The 15,781-nt window shown below is 57.3% G+C and carries 16 protein-coding genes and 1 tRNA gene; 13 read left to right on the top strand and 4 right to left on the bottom strand.

From position 1 onward, the window contains the following. Positions 1–39: 39 nt before the first annotated feature. Complete coding sequence (locus tag SELIN_RS03255; protein ID WP_198007114.1) at positions 40–786, bottom strand: TatD family hydrolase; 747 nt, start codon at positions 784–786, stop codon at positions 40–42. 15 nt (positions 787–801) lie between these two features. Here SELIN_RS03255 and SELIN_RS03250 point away from each other — a divergent pair, with 15 nt between their 5' ends. From SELIN_RS03250 to zupT, 6 genes are all read left to right on the top strand, one after another. Further along, positions 802–1,974 (top strand): hypothetical protein, encoded by a 1,173-nt coding sequence (locus SELIN_RS03250; protein WP_041725896.1) that lies wholly within the window; start codon positions 802–804, stop codon positions 1,972–1,974. Then, entirely contained in the window at positions 1,974–2,942 is a 969-nt protein-coding gene (locus SELIN_RS03245) for an AEC family transporter (RefSeq protein WP_013505279.1), read from the top strand. Before SELIN_RS03250 ends, SELIN_RS03245 begins: the two co-directional genes overlap by 1 nt. 159 nt (positions 2,943–3,101) lie before the next feature. Further along, a complete protein-coding gene (gene bcp, locus SELIN_RS03240; RefSeq protein WP_013505278.1) occupies positions 3,102–3,563 on the top strand; it encodes a thioredoxin-dependent thiol peroxidase in 462 nt (153 codons plus the stop codon). 9 nt (positions 3,564–3,572) lie between these two features. Beyond that, entirely contained in the window at positions 3,573–3,755 is a 183-nt protein-coding gene (locus tag SELIN_RS03235; RefSeq protein WP_013505277.1) for a hypothetical protein, read from the top strand. A 46-nt stretch (positions 3,756–3,801) separates the two neighbouring features. After that, the gene (locus SELIN_RS03230) at positions 3,802–5,952 is read left to right on the top strand and encodes a Tex family protein (protein ID WP_049871079.1); all 2,151 of its coding nucleotides are present in this window, start codon (positions 3,802–3,804) and stop codon (positions 5,950–5,952) included. Between the two features lie 24 nt (positions 5,953–5,976). Next, the gene (gene zupT, locus SELIN_RS03225; RefSeq protein ID WP_013505275.1) at positions 5,977–6,813 is read left to right on the top strand and encodes a zinc transporter ZupT; all 837 of its coding nucleotides are present in this window, start codon (positions 5,977–5,979) and stop codon (positions 6,811–6,813) included. A 77-nt stretch (positions 6,814–6,890) separates the two neighbouring features. Here zupT and SELIN_RS03220 read toward each other — a convergent pair. Next, positions 6,891–6,966: transfer RNA gene (locus SELIN_RS03220), tRNA-Arg, on the bottom strand. 9 nt (positions 6,967–6,975) lie between these two features. After that, positions 6,976–7,179 (bottom strand): DUF1858 domain-containing protein, encoded by a 204-nt coding sequence (locus SELIN_RS03215; RefSeq protein WP_013505274.1) that lies wholly within the window; start codon positions 7,177–7,179, stop codon positions 6,976–6,978. Between the two features lie 215 nt (positions 7,180–7,394). Here SELIN_RS03215 and SELIN_RS03210 point away from each other — a divergent pair, with 215 nt between their 5' ends. Genes SELIN_RS03210 through SELIN_RS03185 form a run of 6 tightly spaced genes read left to right on the top strand, consistent with a single transcriptional unit; the run spans position 7,395 to position 11,615 of the window. Beyond that, positions 7,395–8,375, top strand: a complete 981-nt coding sequence (locus tag SELIN_RS03210) for a polyprenyl synthetase family protein (RefSeq protein ID WP_013505273.1) — start codon at positions 7,395–7,397, stop codon at positions 8,373–8,375. A gap of 32 nt (positions 8,376–8,407) precedes the next feature. Continuing rightward, positions 8,408–8,770 carry an STAS domain-containing protein gene (locus tag SELIN_RS13760; protein WP_013505272.1) on the top strand — a complete coding sequence of 121 codons (363 nt, stop codon included), beginning with the start codon at positions 8,408–8,410 and terminating at the stop codon, positions 8,768–8,770. Further along, a complete protein-coding gene (locus tag SELIN_RS03200; RefSeq protein WP_013505271.1) occupies positions 8,767–9,345 on the top strand; it encodes a Maf family protein in 579 nt (192 codons plus the stop codon). Before SELIN_RS13760 ends, SELIN_RS03200 begins: the two co-directional genes overlap by 4 nt. Before the next feature lies 1 nt (position 9,346). Continuing rightward, a complete protein-coding gene (gene rsmD / locus SELIN_RS03195; RefSeq protein WP_013505270.1) occupies positions 9,347–9,895 on the top strand; it encodes a 16S rRNA (guanine(966)-N(2))-methyltransferase RsmD in 549 nt (182 codons plus the stop codon). Between the two features lie 8 nt (positions 9,896–9,903). Then, positions 9,904–10,395, top strand: a complete 492-nt coding sequence (coaD, locus tag SELIN_RS03190; protein ID WP_013505269.1) for a pantetheine-phosphate adenylyltransferase — start codon at positions 9,904–9,906, stop codon at positions 10,393–10,395. Between the two features lie 11 nt (positions 10,396–10,406). Continuing rightward, positions 10,407–11,615 carry a pyridoxal phosphate-dependent aminotransferase gene (locus SELIN_RS03185; protein ID WP_013505268.1) on the top strand — a complete coding sequence of 403 codons (1,209 nt, stop codon included), beginning with the start codon at positions 10,407–10,409 and terminating at the stop codon, positions 11,613–11,615. A 92-nt stretch (positions 11,616–11,707) separates the two neighbouring features. On the opposite strand, the gene SELIN_RS03180 is transcribed toward SELIN_RS03185, so the two are convergent. Next, positions 11,708–12,955 (bottom strand): lytic murein transglycosylase, encoded by a 1,248-nt coding sequence (locus SELIN_RS03180; RefSeq protein WP_013505267.1) that lies wholly within the window; start codon positions 12,953–12,955, stop codon positions 11,708–11,710. 203 nt (positions 12,956–13,158) lie between these two features. Between SELIN_RS03180 and SELIN_RS03175 the strand changes: the two genes are divergently transcribed. Further along, positions 13,159–15,519 carry a response regulator gene (locus tag SELIN_RS03175; RefSeq protein WP_013505266.1) on the top strand — a complete coding sequence of 787 codons (2,361 nt, stop codon included), beginning with the start codon at positions 13,159–13,161 and terminating at the stop codon, positions 15,517–15,519. Positions 15,520–15,781 lie beyond the last annotated feature (262 nt).

The raw sequence follows: 15,781 nt of genomic DNA, 5'->3' as shown, positions 1-15,781 counted from the left end.
CGCCGCAGATGAGGGTTTTTCAGCAGCCTGCTACAGCGTTCATCGCAGAAAACCTGCTTCTGCGGCAAGCAGCCTGTGGTAGTTGTCGCTGATCTGGCGCGCAGCTTCAGGCAGGGGCAGGCCTTTCATCCTGGCCAGGCGCCCATAGGCTTCGATCAGGTCCGACCAGCGCGCCCCCGTGTGTTCGTCGCCATCGGTTTCCACCAGGATGCGATCCAGAGGCAGGGAGGCAAAGAGCGTCTGTGCCCTGGCGGTCAGTGGCAGCCTGCAACAATAGCCAAAAAACAGATCGCCCGTCAACAGAGGGGGCGGCAGGTGACGCCAGTGAAAGGCATGCAGCACCCCCCGGAAACGGTAGTGACGATGGAGCGCCAGCAGCACATCCTGGTGGCCGACGCAGTGAATAATCAGAGGCAGATCAAAGTCACGGGCAAGGCAAATCTGACGCTCAAAGACTTCCATCTGGCGGGGCAGATTGCCAAGACGCTTATCCAGTCCACATTCGCCAATGGCGGCAAATCCGCCACTCCCAAGCAGATCAGCCATGGATTCCCAGTCAATGGCATGACAGGCCATGCGGGGATGATAGCCAAGGGCTATGGACGCGCGCCCATAGCGCTGAATCAGGAAGCGATTGTCTTCCCCCTCCACCGCCGGCACCAGACAGGGGTGATCACGGTAGGCTGCATCTACCCCGTGACAGCGCGGAAGATGCACGTGGGAGTCCACAAAATAGCATTGCAACTCACTGGCTATGTGGTTATGATAACGGACATTCGCATTCACAGGGAGTATGCTCCTATGCACAGAATCGTTCTGCTTTTTACCGGATCTCTCATCACCTGCGCCCTGAGCATTCCCGCCCACAGCGCCTCGGTGTCAACCTACGATCCTGACAACCCCAATATCGGCTTCCACGGCTCCCTCGGCGGCTATATCCCCCAGGGGGACGGCGACTCACAGTTCACTGGACACATCAGCTACGACAATGATGATGTTCTGGGATCAGGGGATGGCTTCTCCCTGCACCTCAACCCCGACGAGCTCATCATCCGCCTCACTGATCGGGGATACGTCCCCTACTCCCCCTACACCATCCTGACGCTCTCATCCCATCTTACCAAACAGGACATGGTGGAGTACAGCGATGGCAATAAAGTCCGCGAAGAGCAGTATACCCGCCAGCTCAGCCATGTGGAGCTGGGACGCGGGATGCACTTCGCCCCCCACATCCGTGGCGAGCTGGCCTTCGGCCTGACCTCAGCCAGCTATGGCGGCACCACCGGGGAAGCACCCGACCCCGAAGACGAAGACGCCGTTGGCGATGGTTTCCTGGCACCAGCTGATGGCAGTACCTACCACCTGCGCGGCCGCCTGATTGCAGGGAGACTGACCGAGAACATGCACTACCAGCCCAAAACTTCCCATGTGGCTCTCCTCGAGATCGAGCAGGGGCAACGCTCCGAAAACAAGACCTGGGGAGCAGCCGGAGGCTACGGAGCACCGGGGAAAAGTTTCGGCAAGTATACGCTCCTGATGCGCGGATACAATAACTACCCCCGCTATACTCTGGGCTACCGCTTCATGATGGGCCTGAGCAGCGGGCTCGACCGCGACAACAAATTCCGTCTGGGCGGCGACATCTCCCACCAGGAACACTACCCCCGCATTCCCGGCTGGTTTCACGATGAAATCGCCGCCAAGAGCTACTATCTGGGCAGTCTCTTCTACTCCCAGAACCTGATGCGCTTCGACAACTCTTTTATCGTGGGTTTCTGGGAGGTAACTGCCGCTTCCATCAGCAACAGCTCCGGCGATGGCACCACCAATGGCAGCGGCACCATTCTCGGCGCTTCTGCCGGTCTCTCCATCCCATCGCTGCTGGCAGGACGCCTGACCCTCCAGGTGGACTACTCCCCCGACACGGATCACGACGGAATCGGCATCCTGGCCCGCTATGACAAGAAATTCTGATGGCGGCACCATCGCCTTCCGCAGGACTGCTTGAAACCCTCCTTTTCACGCAGCAGATAACCGCACCGGTTTTCCTGCTGGTCTTCCTGGGCCTCCTCCTGCGCCGCACAAACCTGATAACCGATGAATTCAACCAGACTGCCTCGGGGCTGGTATTCAAAGTCACCCTGCCCCTGCTGGTCTTCCTGAGCCTGCTGCGCACCGACCTGACCATGGTCTTTGTGCCGGGCCTGCTGGCATACGCGATCCTGGTGACCCTCCTGGGTTTTCTCTGGCTGCTGTGGCATGCCAGAAGGCTCCCGTCTGCCGCCGATCGCGGTGTCTTCGTCCAGGGAGCCTTTCGCGGCAACCTGGGAATTCTGGCCCTGGCCCTGGCTGGCAATCAATACGGAGAACCGGGCATGGCCCTGACTTCCATTCTGATGGCCGCCCTGGTGGTGCAGTATAATATGCTCTCGGTCATCGCCCTGAACATGTGGCGTGAAACCACGGGAACACGCTGGCTCTTCATGCTTCGGGACATGCTGCGCAACCCCCTGATCATTGCCGTCACGCTGGCCATACCCGCGTCCCTGTGGCAACTCTCCCTGCCCGGCGTGGTCATGAAAACCGCCGATTCCCTGGCCTCCATGACCCTGCCCCTGGCACTGCTCTGCGTTGGAGCCGCCCTCGACCTGAAGGTACTGCGCGCCACCTCGGGCACCGCCCTGATGGCCACCGCCTACAAGCTGATCATCCTGCCCGCCCCCATGCTTTTTGGTGCCTGGCTGCTGGGCTACAGTGGCATGACCCTGGGGGTGCTCTTTCTTATCTTTGCCTGCCCCACCGCAGCCGCCAGTTACGTCATGGCCCGCTCCATGGGGGGCAATGCGTCCCTGGCAGCCAACATCATTGCCCTGACCACTGTTCTTGGCACTCTGACCATCAGCCTGGGGGTTTTCGGGCTCAGCCTGACTGGCCTGAGCTGACAGCCTGCTGAAAGGGGAACTCGCCGCGACGATCTGCCGGCGCCCATCCCCGCTGCCTCCTGTGCTTCACCGATTGCAAAACCCTGACCGCAGTGGTAAGAATGCGCATCGGCAGACGCCAGCGCGCCTGCCAATACCCTGCTCAGACCAGGAGGCCCCATGCTCAACGTCGGCGACAAAGCTCCACTGGATATATGTGTCAAGGATCAGGATGACCGTGAAATCTGCCTGGGTGACCTGCTGGGTCAGAAGGTGGTTCTCTATTTCTACCCCAAGGACAGCACCCCCGGCTGCACCACCCAGGCCTGCGGTATCCGCGACAACTGGTCCGCCATCTCGGCAACGGGAGCGCTGCTCTTTGGAGTCAGCCCCGACTCGACCAGAAGCCACCGCAATTTTCGCGAAAAACAGTCCCTGCCATTCCCCCTCCTGGCCGACACGGAACACAGGCTGGCCGAAGCCTTCGGTGCCTGGGGCGAAAAGTCCATGTACGGCCGCACGTATATGGGAATATTCCGCATGACCTTCATTCTCGACGAACAGGGCACCATAGAGCACGTCTTCCCCAAGGTAAAACCCAAAGAGCACGCGGCTGAGCTGCTGCGGGCTCTGGGCCATTGAGGAGCTGCCATGTCCGCCGGCTGGTCCTGCCCCCACAACCAGAATGATCAGTGCGCCATCCGGCCGGCAAAGCCCTGTCAGCCAGGATATCCGGGCTGCGTACTCTTCGGGAAGATCCGCTTCGCCGATCCCAACCATCCGGCCAACAAGGCTCTTGACGCCATAAAAGAAAAAGACCGCAAGCAGAGGTAATCTCCTTGTGTCCGCTTTCCCCCAACCCCTTTCCGGAGAAACAATCTTGGCTACTCTCGACACCAGTACCATCCAGACGATCGCCCAGGCACTGAACATCAAGCCTTTCCAGGTGGAAAACTGCATCAAGCTGCACCAGGAGGGCAGCACGGTCCCCTTTATCACCCGCTACCGCAAGGAAATGACCGGGGAGCTGGAAGAGGATGGCGTGCGGCAGGTCATCGAACAGTACACCTACGCCGAAAACCTCAGGCAACGCCGCCAGGAGGTTCTCGAATCCATTGACTCCCAGGGAAAGCTGACCCCGGAGCTGCGAGCTTCCATTGAAGGCTGCCAGCGTCTGGTTGACCTGGAAGACATCTATCTGCCCTATCGCCCCAAACGCCGCACACGGGCCATGGCTGCCCGTGAACGCGGACTTGAGCCCGTCGCCATGGCTATCCTCAACGGCCAGAACACCGACCAGACTTTCCTGCAGGGCTTTGTCAATGCAGAACTGGAAGTTCCCGACACCGAATCCGTGCTGGCCGGCGCCCTGGATATCATCGCCGAGATGATCGCCGAGGAGGCCGCCGTTCGCAAGTTCGTGCGGCGGGAGCTGTGGAACAGCGGCACGCTGGAGTGCAAGAAGCGCCGTCTCGCCGACGAAAACTCGGCCTACACCATGTACTACGAATACTCGGAACGCCTGCGGGACATCCCCCCCCACCGCATCCTGGCCATGAATCGCGCCGAAGCCGAAGACTGCATCCGCATCAAGCTCAGCTGCGACCTGGACGCCCTGGGCAAATCCATACTGGCCATGTGGCAGCGCCGCTATCCCGAAGCCAGCACCACCATGACAGACCTGGCGCTGCACGACGCCCTGAAGCGGCTGATCATCCCCTCCCTGGAAACCGAACTGCGCTCAGAAAAGACCCAGCAGGCCCATGAGCACGCCATCAAGGTCTTTGGTGAGAACCTGAAGAATCTGCTGCTCTCTCCACCGGTCAAGGTGGGTGCCATCATGGGCATCGATCCGGCATTTCGCACTGGCTGCAAAGTGGTCGTCCTCAACGGCAACGGCGACCTGCTGTGCCACGACACGGTCTACCCCGTTCCCCCCAGAAGCGATGTCAGCGGCGCCCGCAAAACCCTGGCAGCCATGGTGCAGAAGCATAACGTGGAGCTTATCGCCATCGGCAACGGCACGGCTTCTGCCGAGACCGAAGAGTTCATCAGCGATTTCATCAGCGAACTGTTTCCCGCTGTCAAATACCTGATTGTCAACGAAGCCGGCGCCAGCGTGTACAGCGTCAGCGCGGTCGCCCAGGAGGAATTCCCCGATTACGACGCCACAGTACGCGGAGCTGTCTCCATCGCCCGCCGCGTGCTGGACCCTCTGGCGGAGCTGGTAAAGATCGACCCCCAGAGCATCGGCGTCGGCCAGTACCAGCACGACCTGAACCAGGGCTTCCTGGCGACCAAGCTGCAGGAGGTGGTGGAAAGCGCCGTGAACTATGTGGGCGTCAACCTCAATACCGCCAGCGCTTCACTGCTGCGCTTTGTTTCCGGCGTCAATGCCACCGTCGCCAGGAACATCGTGGAGTACCGCCGTCAGATCGGTCAGTTCCGCAGCCGTCAGCAGCTGCTGGATGTGCCGCGCCTTGGCCCCCAGACCTTTGTGCAGTGCGCCGGTTTTATCCGCATTCCCGAATCGGAGAACTTCCTGGACAACACCGGAGTGCACCCCGAATCCTACCCCATTGCCAGCAAGCTGCTGGAGCGGTTCAACCTGACCTTTCAGACGGCCCAGCTCAAACTGGGCAGCGTGGTGGGGGGCTCCCTGGAAAAGGTTGCCCGCGAGCTGGAGTGCGGCATTCCCACCCTCAGGGATATTGTCGGTGACATCACCAAACCGGGGCGCGACCCGCGCAGCGAGATGGAAAAACCCATCCTGCGCAGCTCCAAACTCAATCTGGAGGAGATTGAAGCGGGGCAGGTCTTTGAGGGAGTCGTGCGCAATGTGGTGGATTTCGGCGCCTTTGTGGATATCGGACTGAAGAACGATGGCCTGGTTCACATCAGCGAACTGGCTGATACATTTGTCAAGAACCCCCACGAAGTGGTATCTGTAGGAAACCGCGTGCGTGTACGCGTGCTCAGTATTGACAAAAGCCGGGGACGCCTGAGCCTGAGCATGAAGACGCGCCCCTGATTTCCTGGTACTCTGGAGCACAAGATGGAATTCCTCACCCATCCCCATTTCATCTTCGCCTTTTCCCTGACCCTGCTGGCCGGTCTCGCCACCTCCGTCGGCGGGGTGATTGCCCTGTTCGTACGTACGACGAGCACCGTCGGACTCTCCCTGGGGCTGGGCTTTTCCGCCGGCGTCATGATCTACGTCTCCTTTGTGGAGATCTTTCCTGAAGCCATAGAAGCTTTTACCGAGCACTACAGCGCCGACTACGGCTACGCCCTGGCCACGGCGGCCCTGTTTGCCGGCATAGCTCTCAGCGCCGCCATCGACAGCTTCATCCCCAAGGATGTCAACCCCCATGAGCTCAAGAAGGAGTCGGAATTCATCGGCGGCGAAGAGGAGGTGCGAGCCCAGAAAGCCCGTGCCCTGAAACGTACCGGCGTTTTCACGGCCCTGGCCGTGGCCATCCACAACTTCCCCGAGGGTTTTGCCACCTTCACGGTCGCCATGGTGGACCCATCCATCGCCATCCCCATTGCCATTGCCATCGCTATCCACAATATCCCCGAAGGGGTTGCCGTGGCGCTCCCCATCTACCACAGCACGGGAAGCCGCAAGAAAGCCTTCTGGTACGCTACGGGCTCAGGGCTGGCCGAGCCTGTGGGCGCCATTATCGGCTTCGCCCTGCTGGCGCCCTTTCTGTCCGAGGCGACCCTGGGAATTGTCTTCGCCATGGTGGCGGGCATCATGATCTACATTTCCTTCGACGAGCTCCTGCCCACCGCGCGTCTGTACGGCACCGCCCATTCGGCCATCATCGGCCTGATGGGGGGCATGTTCGTCATGGCCCTGAGTCTGGTCATGTTTGAAACCTGGTGAGAGCCTTTGCGGCGAATGGAATCTCAACGAAAAAACGCCGGCGATCAATGATCACCGGCGTTTTATGTCTTTCATTATGGCGCCCCCGGCGCGATTCGAACACGCAACCAACTGGTTCGAAGCCAGCTACTCTATCCATTGAGCTACAGGGGCGTAGGTGACTTAGTCTACGGCGTTGTTCAGCGCTTCCAGCAACTCGTCCACATCAATGCCATGTGCTCCGGCACCCTGAGCCAGGGTTTCGAAACGGGCAGCGGCGCAGCCCAGGCACCCAAGGCCAAAGCTGGCGAAGACCTCAACGGTCTGGGGGTACTGCTGTACGATATCTATAATACTCATTTCCTTGCTGATTTTGGCTTCGCTCATAAGGGTATCTCCCATGAAGTTTCGGATAACGTTGAGTAAGGTCGCAAAACGGAGCCCATGATAGTGCGCGCCTTGTTTGGTGTCAACGGGTTTTTTCCGTGGCTTTCCTTGTGCGGCTTTTGTAACTTACGGGCCAAATCAGGGAATAATTGACACAAGTTTTTGAAATCCTGTACTATACTGTGATTTTTTTTATTCTACAGGAGAACACTTCCATGAACATTGCCGATGTGTACGCCCTGCTGAAACCTCAGGTTGCAGAGATCGAACAGGAAATTCAGTCCAATCTCACCAGCCGGGTACGCCGGGTCCAAGAAGTGGGGGAATATATCTTCCAAAGCGGAGGCAAGCGCATACGTCCGCTGCTGGTTCTCCTGACCTCCAAGCTCTGTGGCGGAGATGAAAGGCGCGCCATCAAAATCGGCGGCATCATTGAGTATATCCATACGGCCACCCTGCTGCACGACGACGTCATTGATGAAGCCTGCGTGCGCAGAGGGCGGGACTCTGCCAACTTCAAGTTCGGCAACGAAATGGTTATCCTGGTGGGGGACTACCTCTACTCCAAGGCATTCCAGGTGCTGGTCGCTGATGGCGATCCCCGTGTGCAGAAGACCCTTTCCGACGTCACCACTCTCATGAGTGAAGGGGAAGTTTTCCAGCTGGTCAAGTCCTTTGACTTTTCCGTCACCCTGGAGGATTACTTCCAGATCATCGAACACAAGACGGCGATCCTGATCGCCGCCTGCGCCAAGTGCGGAGGTTATACGGCTCCCGATCTCAGCGAAGAGATGGCCGACGCCCTGTGGGACTTCGGCTACAATATCGGCATGGCCTTTCAGCTCATCGATGACATCCTTGACTATATGGGAGATGCGAGTACGCTTGGCAAGACCATAGGCACCGACCTCAAGGAAGGCAAGATGACCATTCCCGTCATCAAGTTGCGCGACCTGGCATCAGAAGAGGAGAAGGACCGCCTGGAGAAGCTGATTGAGCAACAGATGATTCCCACTGCGGAGGATCTCTCCTTTGTGATCGGCCTGATGGACACGTACGACATACGACGCCACTCCATGGATGTGGCCTACTCGTTCCTCGACAAGGCCCGCAAAGCTGCGGAAGTTCTCCCGGCAGGAATCTATCGCGACTGCCTCCATGTGGTTGCCGACTACGTCATCAACCGTCAATTATAAACGTTAACCTTTTTCATACAGGAGAGTGGCCCGTGAGCAGCCCAAACCAGCACAGTGTTGAGACCATTGACGACGTGGTCGTCGTCACCATCGGCGAAGATCTCAACAACCCGCGATCCAACATGGCCTTTAATGATTTCCTTAAAGAAGTGTACCGCGAACACAACCCCAGGAAGCTCTTGCTCTCCTTTGAAAAGGTCGTGTTCATCGACAGCTCCGGCATCAAGGAGATCATCCTGGCCCACCGCCACCAGCAGAATGTCAAGGGGCAGCTTGCCTGTGCCCAGCTCAGCACGGCCTTGCTGGATCTCTTTAAAATGGTGCGCCTTGACAAGGTCTTCAAGATTTTCCCCTCAAGGGGTGAGGCCCTCGAAGCTCTGCGGGAGATGCCTTGAGTCTGGTTCTCGCATCAGCCTCGCCGCGTCGTTCGGAGCTGCTGCGCACCTTCGGAATTCCCTTTGTCATCAGACCACCCCATGTGGATGAATGCCTGGATGAATCTGATCCCATGCAGCTGGTCACCCGCCTCGGCGAAATGAAAGCCCGGGCGGTTGTGCTTCCGGCAGATCAGTGGATTATCGCTGCTGATACGATCGTCACCATTGACGACATTATCCTGGGCAAGCCCCGCGACCGCGAAGAAAACCGCCAGATGCTGCAGATGCTCTCTGGGCGGGCGCACAGGGTCTACGGAGGCATTGCCCTGCTCAACGCTCCCCTGAACCAGATATTTCTCCACGCCGTCTGCACCAGCGTGCGCTTTCGCAAGCTCACCACCGCGATGGTGGATAACTATGTCGCCTCTGCCGATGGCCTGGACAAGGCTGGCGGCTATGGCATCCAGGGCAGCGGCGCTGTTCTTGTGGAAAGCATTGATGGGTGTTATGATAATGTGGTTGGTTTGAGCCGGTCACATCTTTATCAGATGATGGCAGCCCAGGGTTTTTTTGAGGGAAAGGCAGAAGCGTAACGTGCGTATTATCAGTGGAACGCGCAGGGGAATGCGCCTGAGCGCGCCAAAGGGCGACGCCGTACGGCCGACGGCCGACGCGGTACGGGAGAACCTCTTCAACCTGCTGGGGCAGAACCTCCAGGGAAAACGTTTTCTTGACCTCTTCGGCGGCAGCGGGGCCGTTGGGCTGGAAGCCGCCAGCCGGGGCGCCAGTGTCGTGATTGTGGAAAAATCCCCCCTGGCCCTGCGCTGTGTCGAGCAGAACATCCAGCACTGTCGCCTGCAGGAGCAGGTAACCGTGCAGCGTGGTGACGCTCTGGCATACCTGGCACGATCACCCCAAAGCTTTGATGTGATTTTTGTCGACCCACCCTTTGACCAGACACACTATTATGGCGAGGTCATGGAAAAAGTGGCCAACAGCAGCGTCCTGGCAACCGATGGACTTCTGGTACTTGAACATCGCAGCAGAGAACCTGTGGCCGCGGCCAGCGGCTTTGAACTTCACGACCAACGCGCCTATGGAAAGAATGCCCTGAGCTTCTTTATCCGACTTCAGCACACATAAGGACTATCATGCGTCAGGCAGCAGTATATCCGGGAACCTTTGATCCCATCACCAACGGACATCTGGACATCATTGAGCGTGGGGCCGATATATTCAAAACCCTCACGGTGGCCGTGGCCCGTAACGACCGCAAACGCCCCCTCATCCCCTTTGAGGAGCGTATTGCCATGATCGAAAAAAGCACTTCACACCTTCCCAATGTGAAGGTGGAAGGCTTTTCCAACCTTCTCATCGATTATCTGGCGAAAAAAGAAATAAAGCATGTTATCAGAGGACTGCGAGCCATAAGTGATTTTGAATACGAGCTTCAGCTTGCGCTTATGAATCGACAGCTCTCGCCGGAAGTAGAAACCCTTTTCCTTATGCCCAGACAGGAGTATATATTCCTCTCATCAAACATCGTCCGGGAAATCGGACAAATGCGGGGCGACTACAGAAAGTTCGTCCCCGAAGCTGTATTCGACGATATAGATACTTTTTTCACAAGACCACCCGTATAGGAGGCTTCACCATGGACATCCAGTCCCGACTTTCCGAACGCGTCAAGGCCATCAAGGAATCTCCAACCATCGCCATCAGCACCAAGGCGAAGCAGATGAAGGCCGACGGACACAACGTTATCGGCTTCGGCGCAGGGGAACCCGATTTCGACACCCCTGACCACATCAAGTACGCCGCCATCAAGGCGCTGGTATCCGGAAACACCAAGTACACCCCCGCTGACGGCATGGTGGAGCTCAAAGACGCCATCATCCACAAGTTCAAGCGTGACAATAACCTGACCTACACCCGCAGCAATATCACCGTCAACGTCGGCGCCAAACACACCCTGTTCAACATTTACATGGCGCTGCTCAACCCTGGTGATGAGATTATTATCCCGGCTCCCTACTGGGTCAGCTACCCGGACATGGCCCTGATCTGCGGAGCGACTCCCGTTATCGTGGAAACCGAGGAAGCCGATAACTTCTGCATGACCCCAGCCCAGCTGGAAAAGGCTATTACGCCAAAAACCAAAGCCGTTGTCATCAACTCACCCAGCAACCCCACCGGCTCCGGCTACAGCAAGGACGCCCTCAAGGCGCTGGCAGATGTCATTGTGAAGCACGATATCCTGTGCATCAGCGACGAAATATACGAAAAACTCGTCTATGATGGCTTTGAGTCCTACTCCATTGCCAGCCTGGGCGATGAGATCCGTCAGCGCACCATTGTCGTTAACGGACTGTCCAAAGAGTGGGCCATGACTGGCTGGCGCATAGGCTATGCTGCCGCCAACGAAACACTGATCAAGGCCATTGCCAATATTCAGTCCCAGTCCACCACCAACCCCACCAGCTTTGCCCAGGATGGCGCCATTGCCGCCCTCATGGGACCACAGGAGCTGATCAAGCCTCTGGTAAGCGCCTTCGACGAGCGCCGCAAGTATATCGTTGACCGCTTCAACGCTATCCCCGGCATCAGCTGTCTGCGTCCCCAGGGGGCCTTCTACTGCTTCCCCAACATCAGCGCCCTCTTTGGCAAGACGTCCAAGCAGGGAATGCTCATCAAGGACTCCTCTGATTTTGCCGAGTATCTGATCAGCGAAGCCCTGGTGGCCGTTGTCCCTGGTATCGCCTTTGGCGCAGAGGGCTTTATGCGCCTGAGCTATGCCATGGGCATGCCTGCCATCATGGAAGGTCTGGATCGCATCGAAAAGGCTGTGCGCGACCTGCAGTAAGATCCCGCCTCCTTCAGAAAGAAATAAAAAAGTCCCGCCCGAATGGGCGGGACTTTTTTTATTGGGCGCAGAAAGGTTTTTTCAGCAGCCTGTCAGGGATCAACCCTGCTCAGCTCCACCGTCACGTCCTGCTGGCGCTGACGCAGCTGCTCCAGCAGAGCATGAGTCGGATAGGCATCGGCGGGCACCTTCACCATCTGCTGAAACTGGCGAACGGCATTGCGAGTCTGAGCTCCAATGCGTCCAGTGGCCTCTGCGTCATAGAGTCCGAGGGCTGCCAGGCGTTGCTGCAGTTCCAGCACTTCGCCCCGACTGAGGCGACCTTCATTGCTGTCTGCCGGTCGTTTGGCGTGCAATTGCCCCATGCCGGCCACGCGGTCTGCCATGTACCCCACAGCCAGGGCATAGTGAAGCGAGCGATTCCAGCGCATGATAAGATGAAAGTTATCGTACACGATAAAGGCCGGTCCGCGATGCCCCTGGGGCAGAACTATGGTAGCGGAAAAATCCAGATCGGGCACCAGGCGGCCATCCACCTGGCGCACTCCCAGCTTGCGCCAGTGCAACAGGGGCTGTGAGCGTTCGATATCGGCCTGTGAATAATCAAAACCACGGGGCAGAATCACCTCGCGACCCCAACGACGTCCATCCTGCCACCCCATGGCACTGAGATAATTGGCCGCCGAGGCAAAGGCGTCGGGCAGACTGTTCCAGAGGTCTTTCCTGCCATTGCCATCATAGTCCACCGCGTAGGAGAGAAAGGTGGAGGGCATAAACTGGGTGTGCCCCATGGCACCTGCCCAGGAGCCCTTCATCTGTTCCATGTCGATATGCCCTTCTTCCAGGATACGCAGGGCGCTGAAAAACTGATTGGTGAAGAATTCACCACGCCGCCCATCACAGGCCAGAGTAACCACGGCATCAAAGACCGGCGTTTTGCCGAAATAGGTACCGAAGTTGGTCTCCATACCCCAGAAGGCTATGATATACTCGGGACGCACTCCATACTCATCGGCAATACGCTGCAGGAGTACCCGGTGCTCTCTCAGAAGCTGTCTCCCCTTCTCCACCCGATCCACGCTCACCCGGCGGTCCAGATACTGCAGAAAGGTTTCGGTAAATTCGGCCTGGGAGCGATCCAGCTCCACGATGCGCTGGTTGAACGTGACGGAAGAGAGCACCTGATTCAGGGTGTCATGGGCATGACCAGCGTCCAGTGCCTTGGTACGCAGATGGGAGAGACAGGCATCAAAGTCCTGGGCCGTGCTGGCCTGAACGGGCTGATGAACCAGAAGCAGAATGCCTGCAAGCAACAACGAAAAAGACCTTTGCAGAGTCATGGCACCGAACCTCTTTCACGGGTACATGGCGTTGACGAAATCCGGGAACACGGGCTCCGCTTTTCGCGCTAAACCCGCATAATAGCATACTGATGGTGATATCACTGAAAATGAGAAAAAATCAAGAATCATTGCGAAAAAAAACAATACATGGCATGATTCGCCCTGAAAATCATCAACCAGGAAACATTTCCGGGGCCGCCATGTATTCTTTCACCTCTGTGCTTTCAGATATCCCGCCCCAACAGGAGAGCCTCTGCGCTTTCCACGGCACCTATATCGTGGACAGCTATTCCCGCGAAGGCACTGAGGACATCTTTATCGCCAAAGGAGACTCCTTCACCTTCGGCTGCCTGCTCAGCGACCCCGGGCTCATGCACATGGTCAGCAATTCTTTTGAGCAGTGGCATTCCACCGACAGGCGTTTCACCCTGACCGGTTTCCTCACTTCGCTGCGCTATCGCTGCATGGATGAATTGCACAGCGGTCATCAGGGCATTTTTTTCCTCATCAACGAAAAGGACAGCAATATTGTCCTGGCCAACTTCAGCAGCCACCGCATACTCCTGAGCAACCGCTCCCAGCAGATTTTCTGGTCCATGGACCAGCAGGAGGACTTTACCAACCCGGAGGCGCTCTTCCGAGTCCAGGTCTGCCCCCTCCAGGAGGTGGAAAGCATTATCCTGTGCAATGCCGATGACGCGCTGGAGATTGTTGCCCGGAACTTCCACCGCATCCACCTCCCCCGCCACGTCTTTGAACTGCTGAGCTCACCGGAGCTGCCAGGCGATACCAGTAAGCTCTCCTGCATTGCCATGAACTTCCTGAGCCATGAAGCAGCGCAACACTGCCTGCACCTCACCCAAAAACAGTTCACCCTTGAAGACCTGAGCACAATGGAAGATCAGCTGCAGCAAACCCTGGAGGAACTCCAGCTGCCCCGGGAAAAAATTGATCAGGCCGCCTTTGCATTCCATGAGGTATTGTTCAATGCCTTTGAGCATGGCATTCTCGGCATCGGCAGCGATCGCAAAGAGGAGCTGATCCGCCAGGAGGATTACGAATCTTTCCTGCACACCCAGGGCCTGCAGGCCACGGGCACCATCAGCGTCTCGGTAGAGGTCTTTGCCACCCAGAATCTCCTGATGATCCAGGTGGAGGATTCGGGCAGCGGCTTTGACTACCAACCCTATACGGGCCGGGCCCGCAGCCTGAGCAGCCACACTTACCGCGGTCGAGGCATCTACTGCGTCAAGGATTACTGTGACGGCATCTACTATTCACACAGCGGGCGCAAGGCCACTCTGCTCACAGGCATGGCACCCGTCAGCAACCTGAGTCTTGATGATCTCAGGCCCCTCAGCCACGAAGATACCCATAAGGGCGATATCCGCCTGCTGCTGGTGGACGATGATGAAGGCTCCCTGGAGCTGTACCGCCGCATTCTGAACCGCCTGCCCATGACCAGAACCGTCTTTGTGGCCACGAATGGCCTTGAAGGGCTCAACACCTACCATCAGCACAAGCCCGACATCATTATCAGCGACATCCAGATGCCCCGCATGACTGGCCTGGAGATGGCTCACCAGATCCGAAGGGAAGACACCAACACTCCCATCATCCTGCTCACCGCCTACTCTGATCGCGACCTTATCCTTGAGGCCATTGACGCCGGCATCAACCGTTTTGTCAAAAAGCCCCTGGAGGTTCAGCAACTGCGCAGACACCTGGAATATTACGCCCAGCACATTCGCACCCGCCACGAGCTCCAGCACAAGATTGAGCAGGAGCAGCGTCAGCGCGAAAAGGAGTTTTTTGCCCTGAAGGCCAAACGTGATCACGATGAGCAGCAACAGCGCGATGCCTTTGCCAAGGAACAGCTCATCATTCATAATGATTCCGCCCTGCTCAGCGGCATCCACTGCCAGGTTCACTATCAGCCACAGGAGATACTCAGCGGCGATATCTACGGCATCTACCGCATCAACGACCAGCGCACTTTCTTCTATATCATAGACAGCATGGGCAAAGGACTGAGCGCTTCGGTCACCTCGCTTCTCTCAGCTTCCCATCTGCATACCCTGCTGCAGAGTGCCCTCGCCACTAACACCTTTCACTTCACTGAGGTTGCCCACGCCTACACCCGTCATATCTGCCAGTACATGGTCAAAGAAGAGCTTATCTCCTTTACCTTCGCCTGCCTGGATCAGGCTGAAAACACCCTGGAGTACATCAGTTGCGGCATGTACCCCATCCTGGTCAAGGACAGCGCCAGCCAGACCATTACGACGGCCCGTGGGAACAACCCCCCATTCACCAGGCACAGTCTGCCACTGCGCAGCAGCTCCCTGAAGCTGCCCTCGGAATACAGCATCCTGCTCTACTCCGATGCCCTCTGTGAAAGCACCGGCTACACCACAGAGAATCTCCACGATTCCTTCGCCAGGCATCACCATCTGGAAGACATCATGGCCGACTTTTCCAGAGCATTGGCAAGATTTGATAACGGGATCATTCCCGACGACATCAGTGTCGTCCTTATCGCCAGAACGCTCCCCGAGTAAAGCCGCCCGCTGCGGCATCTTGTAACATTTCCCCTCAAGCCACTTTCTGTACAACAAGGAACTACTATCAACCTGACGCCCATGTCACATGAATGTCTCAAGTGATGTAACGCACATTCACACAACTACTTAACGATACTTTCTCCCTTGAATCTGCATTCCACTTCAGGTTTTTTGTTGTACAACTCCCACTTTGCACCATCCACCAAAAAGGTGATTTTTTTCCAGGTCAAATGGGTAGCATGCCCATTGCGGTTTCCTC

It is taken from the genome of Desulfurispirillum indicum S5 (assembly GCF_000177635.2).
GTDB classification, from domain to species: Bacteria; Chrysiogenota; Chrysiogenetes; order Chrysiogenales; family Chrysiogenaceae; genus Desulfurispirillum; species Desulfurispirillum indicum.
This window is presented reverse-complemented; position numbering and strand designations above follow the sequence as displayed.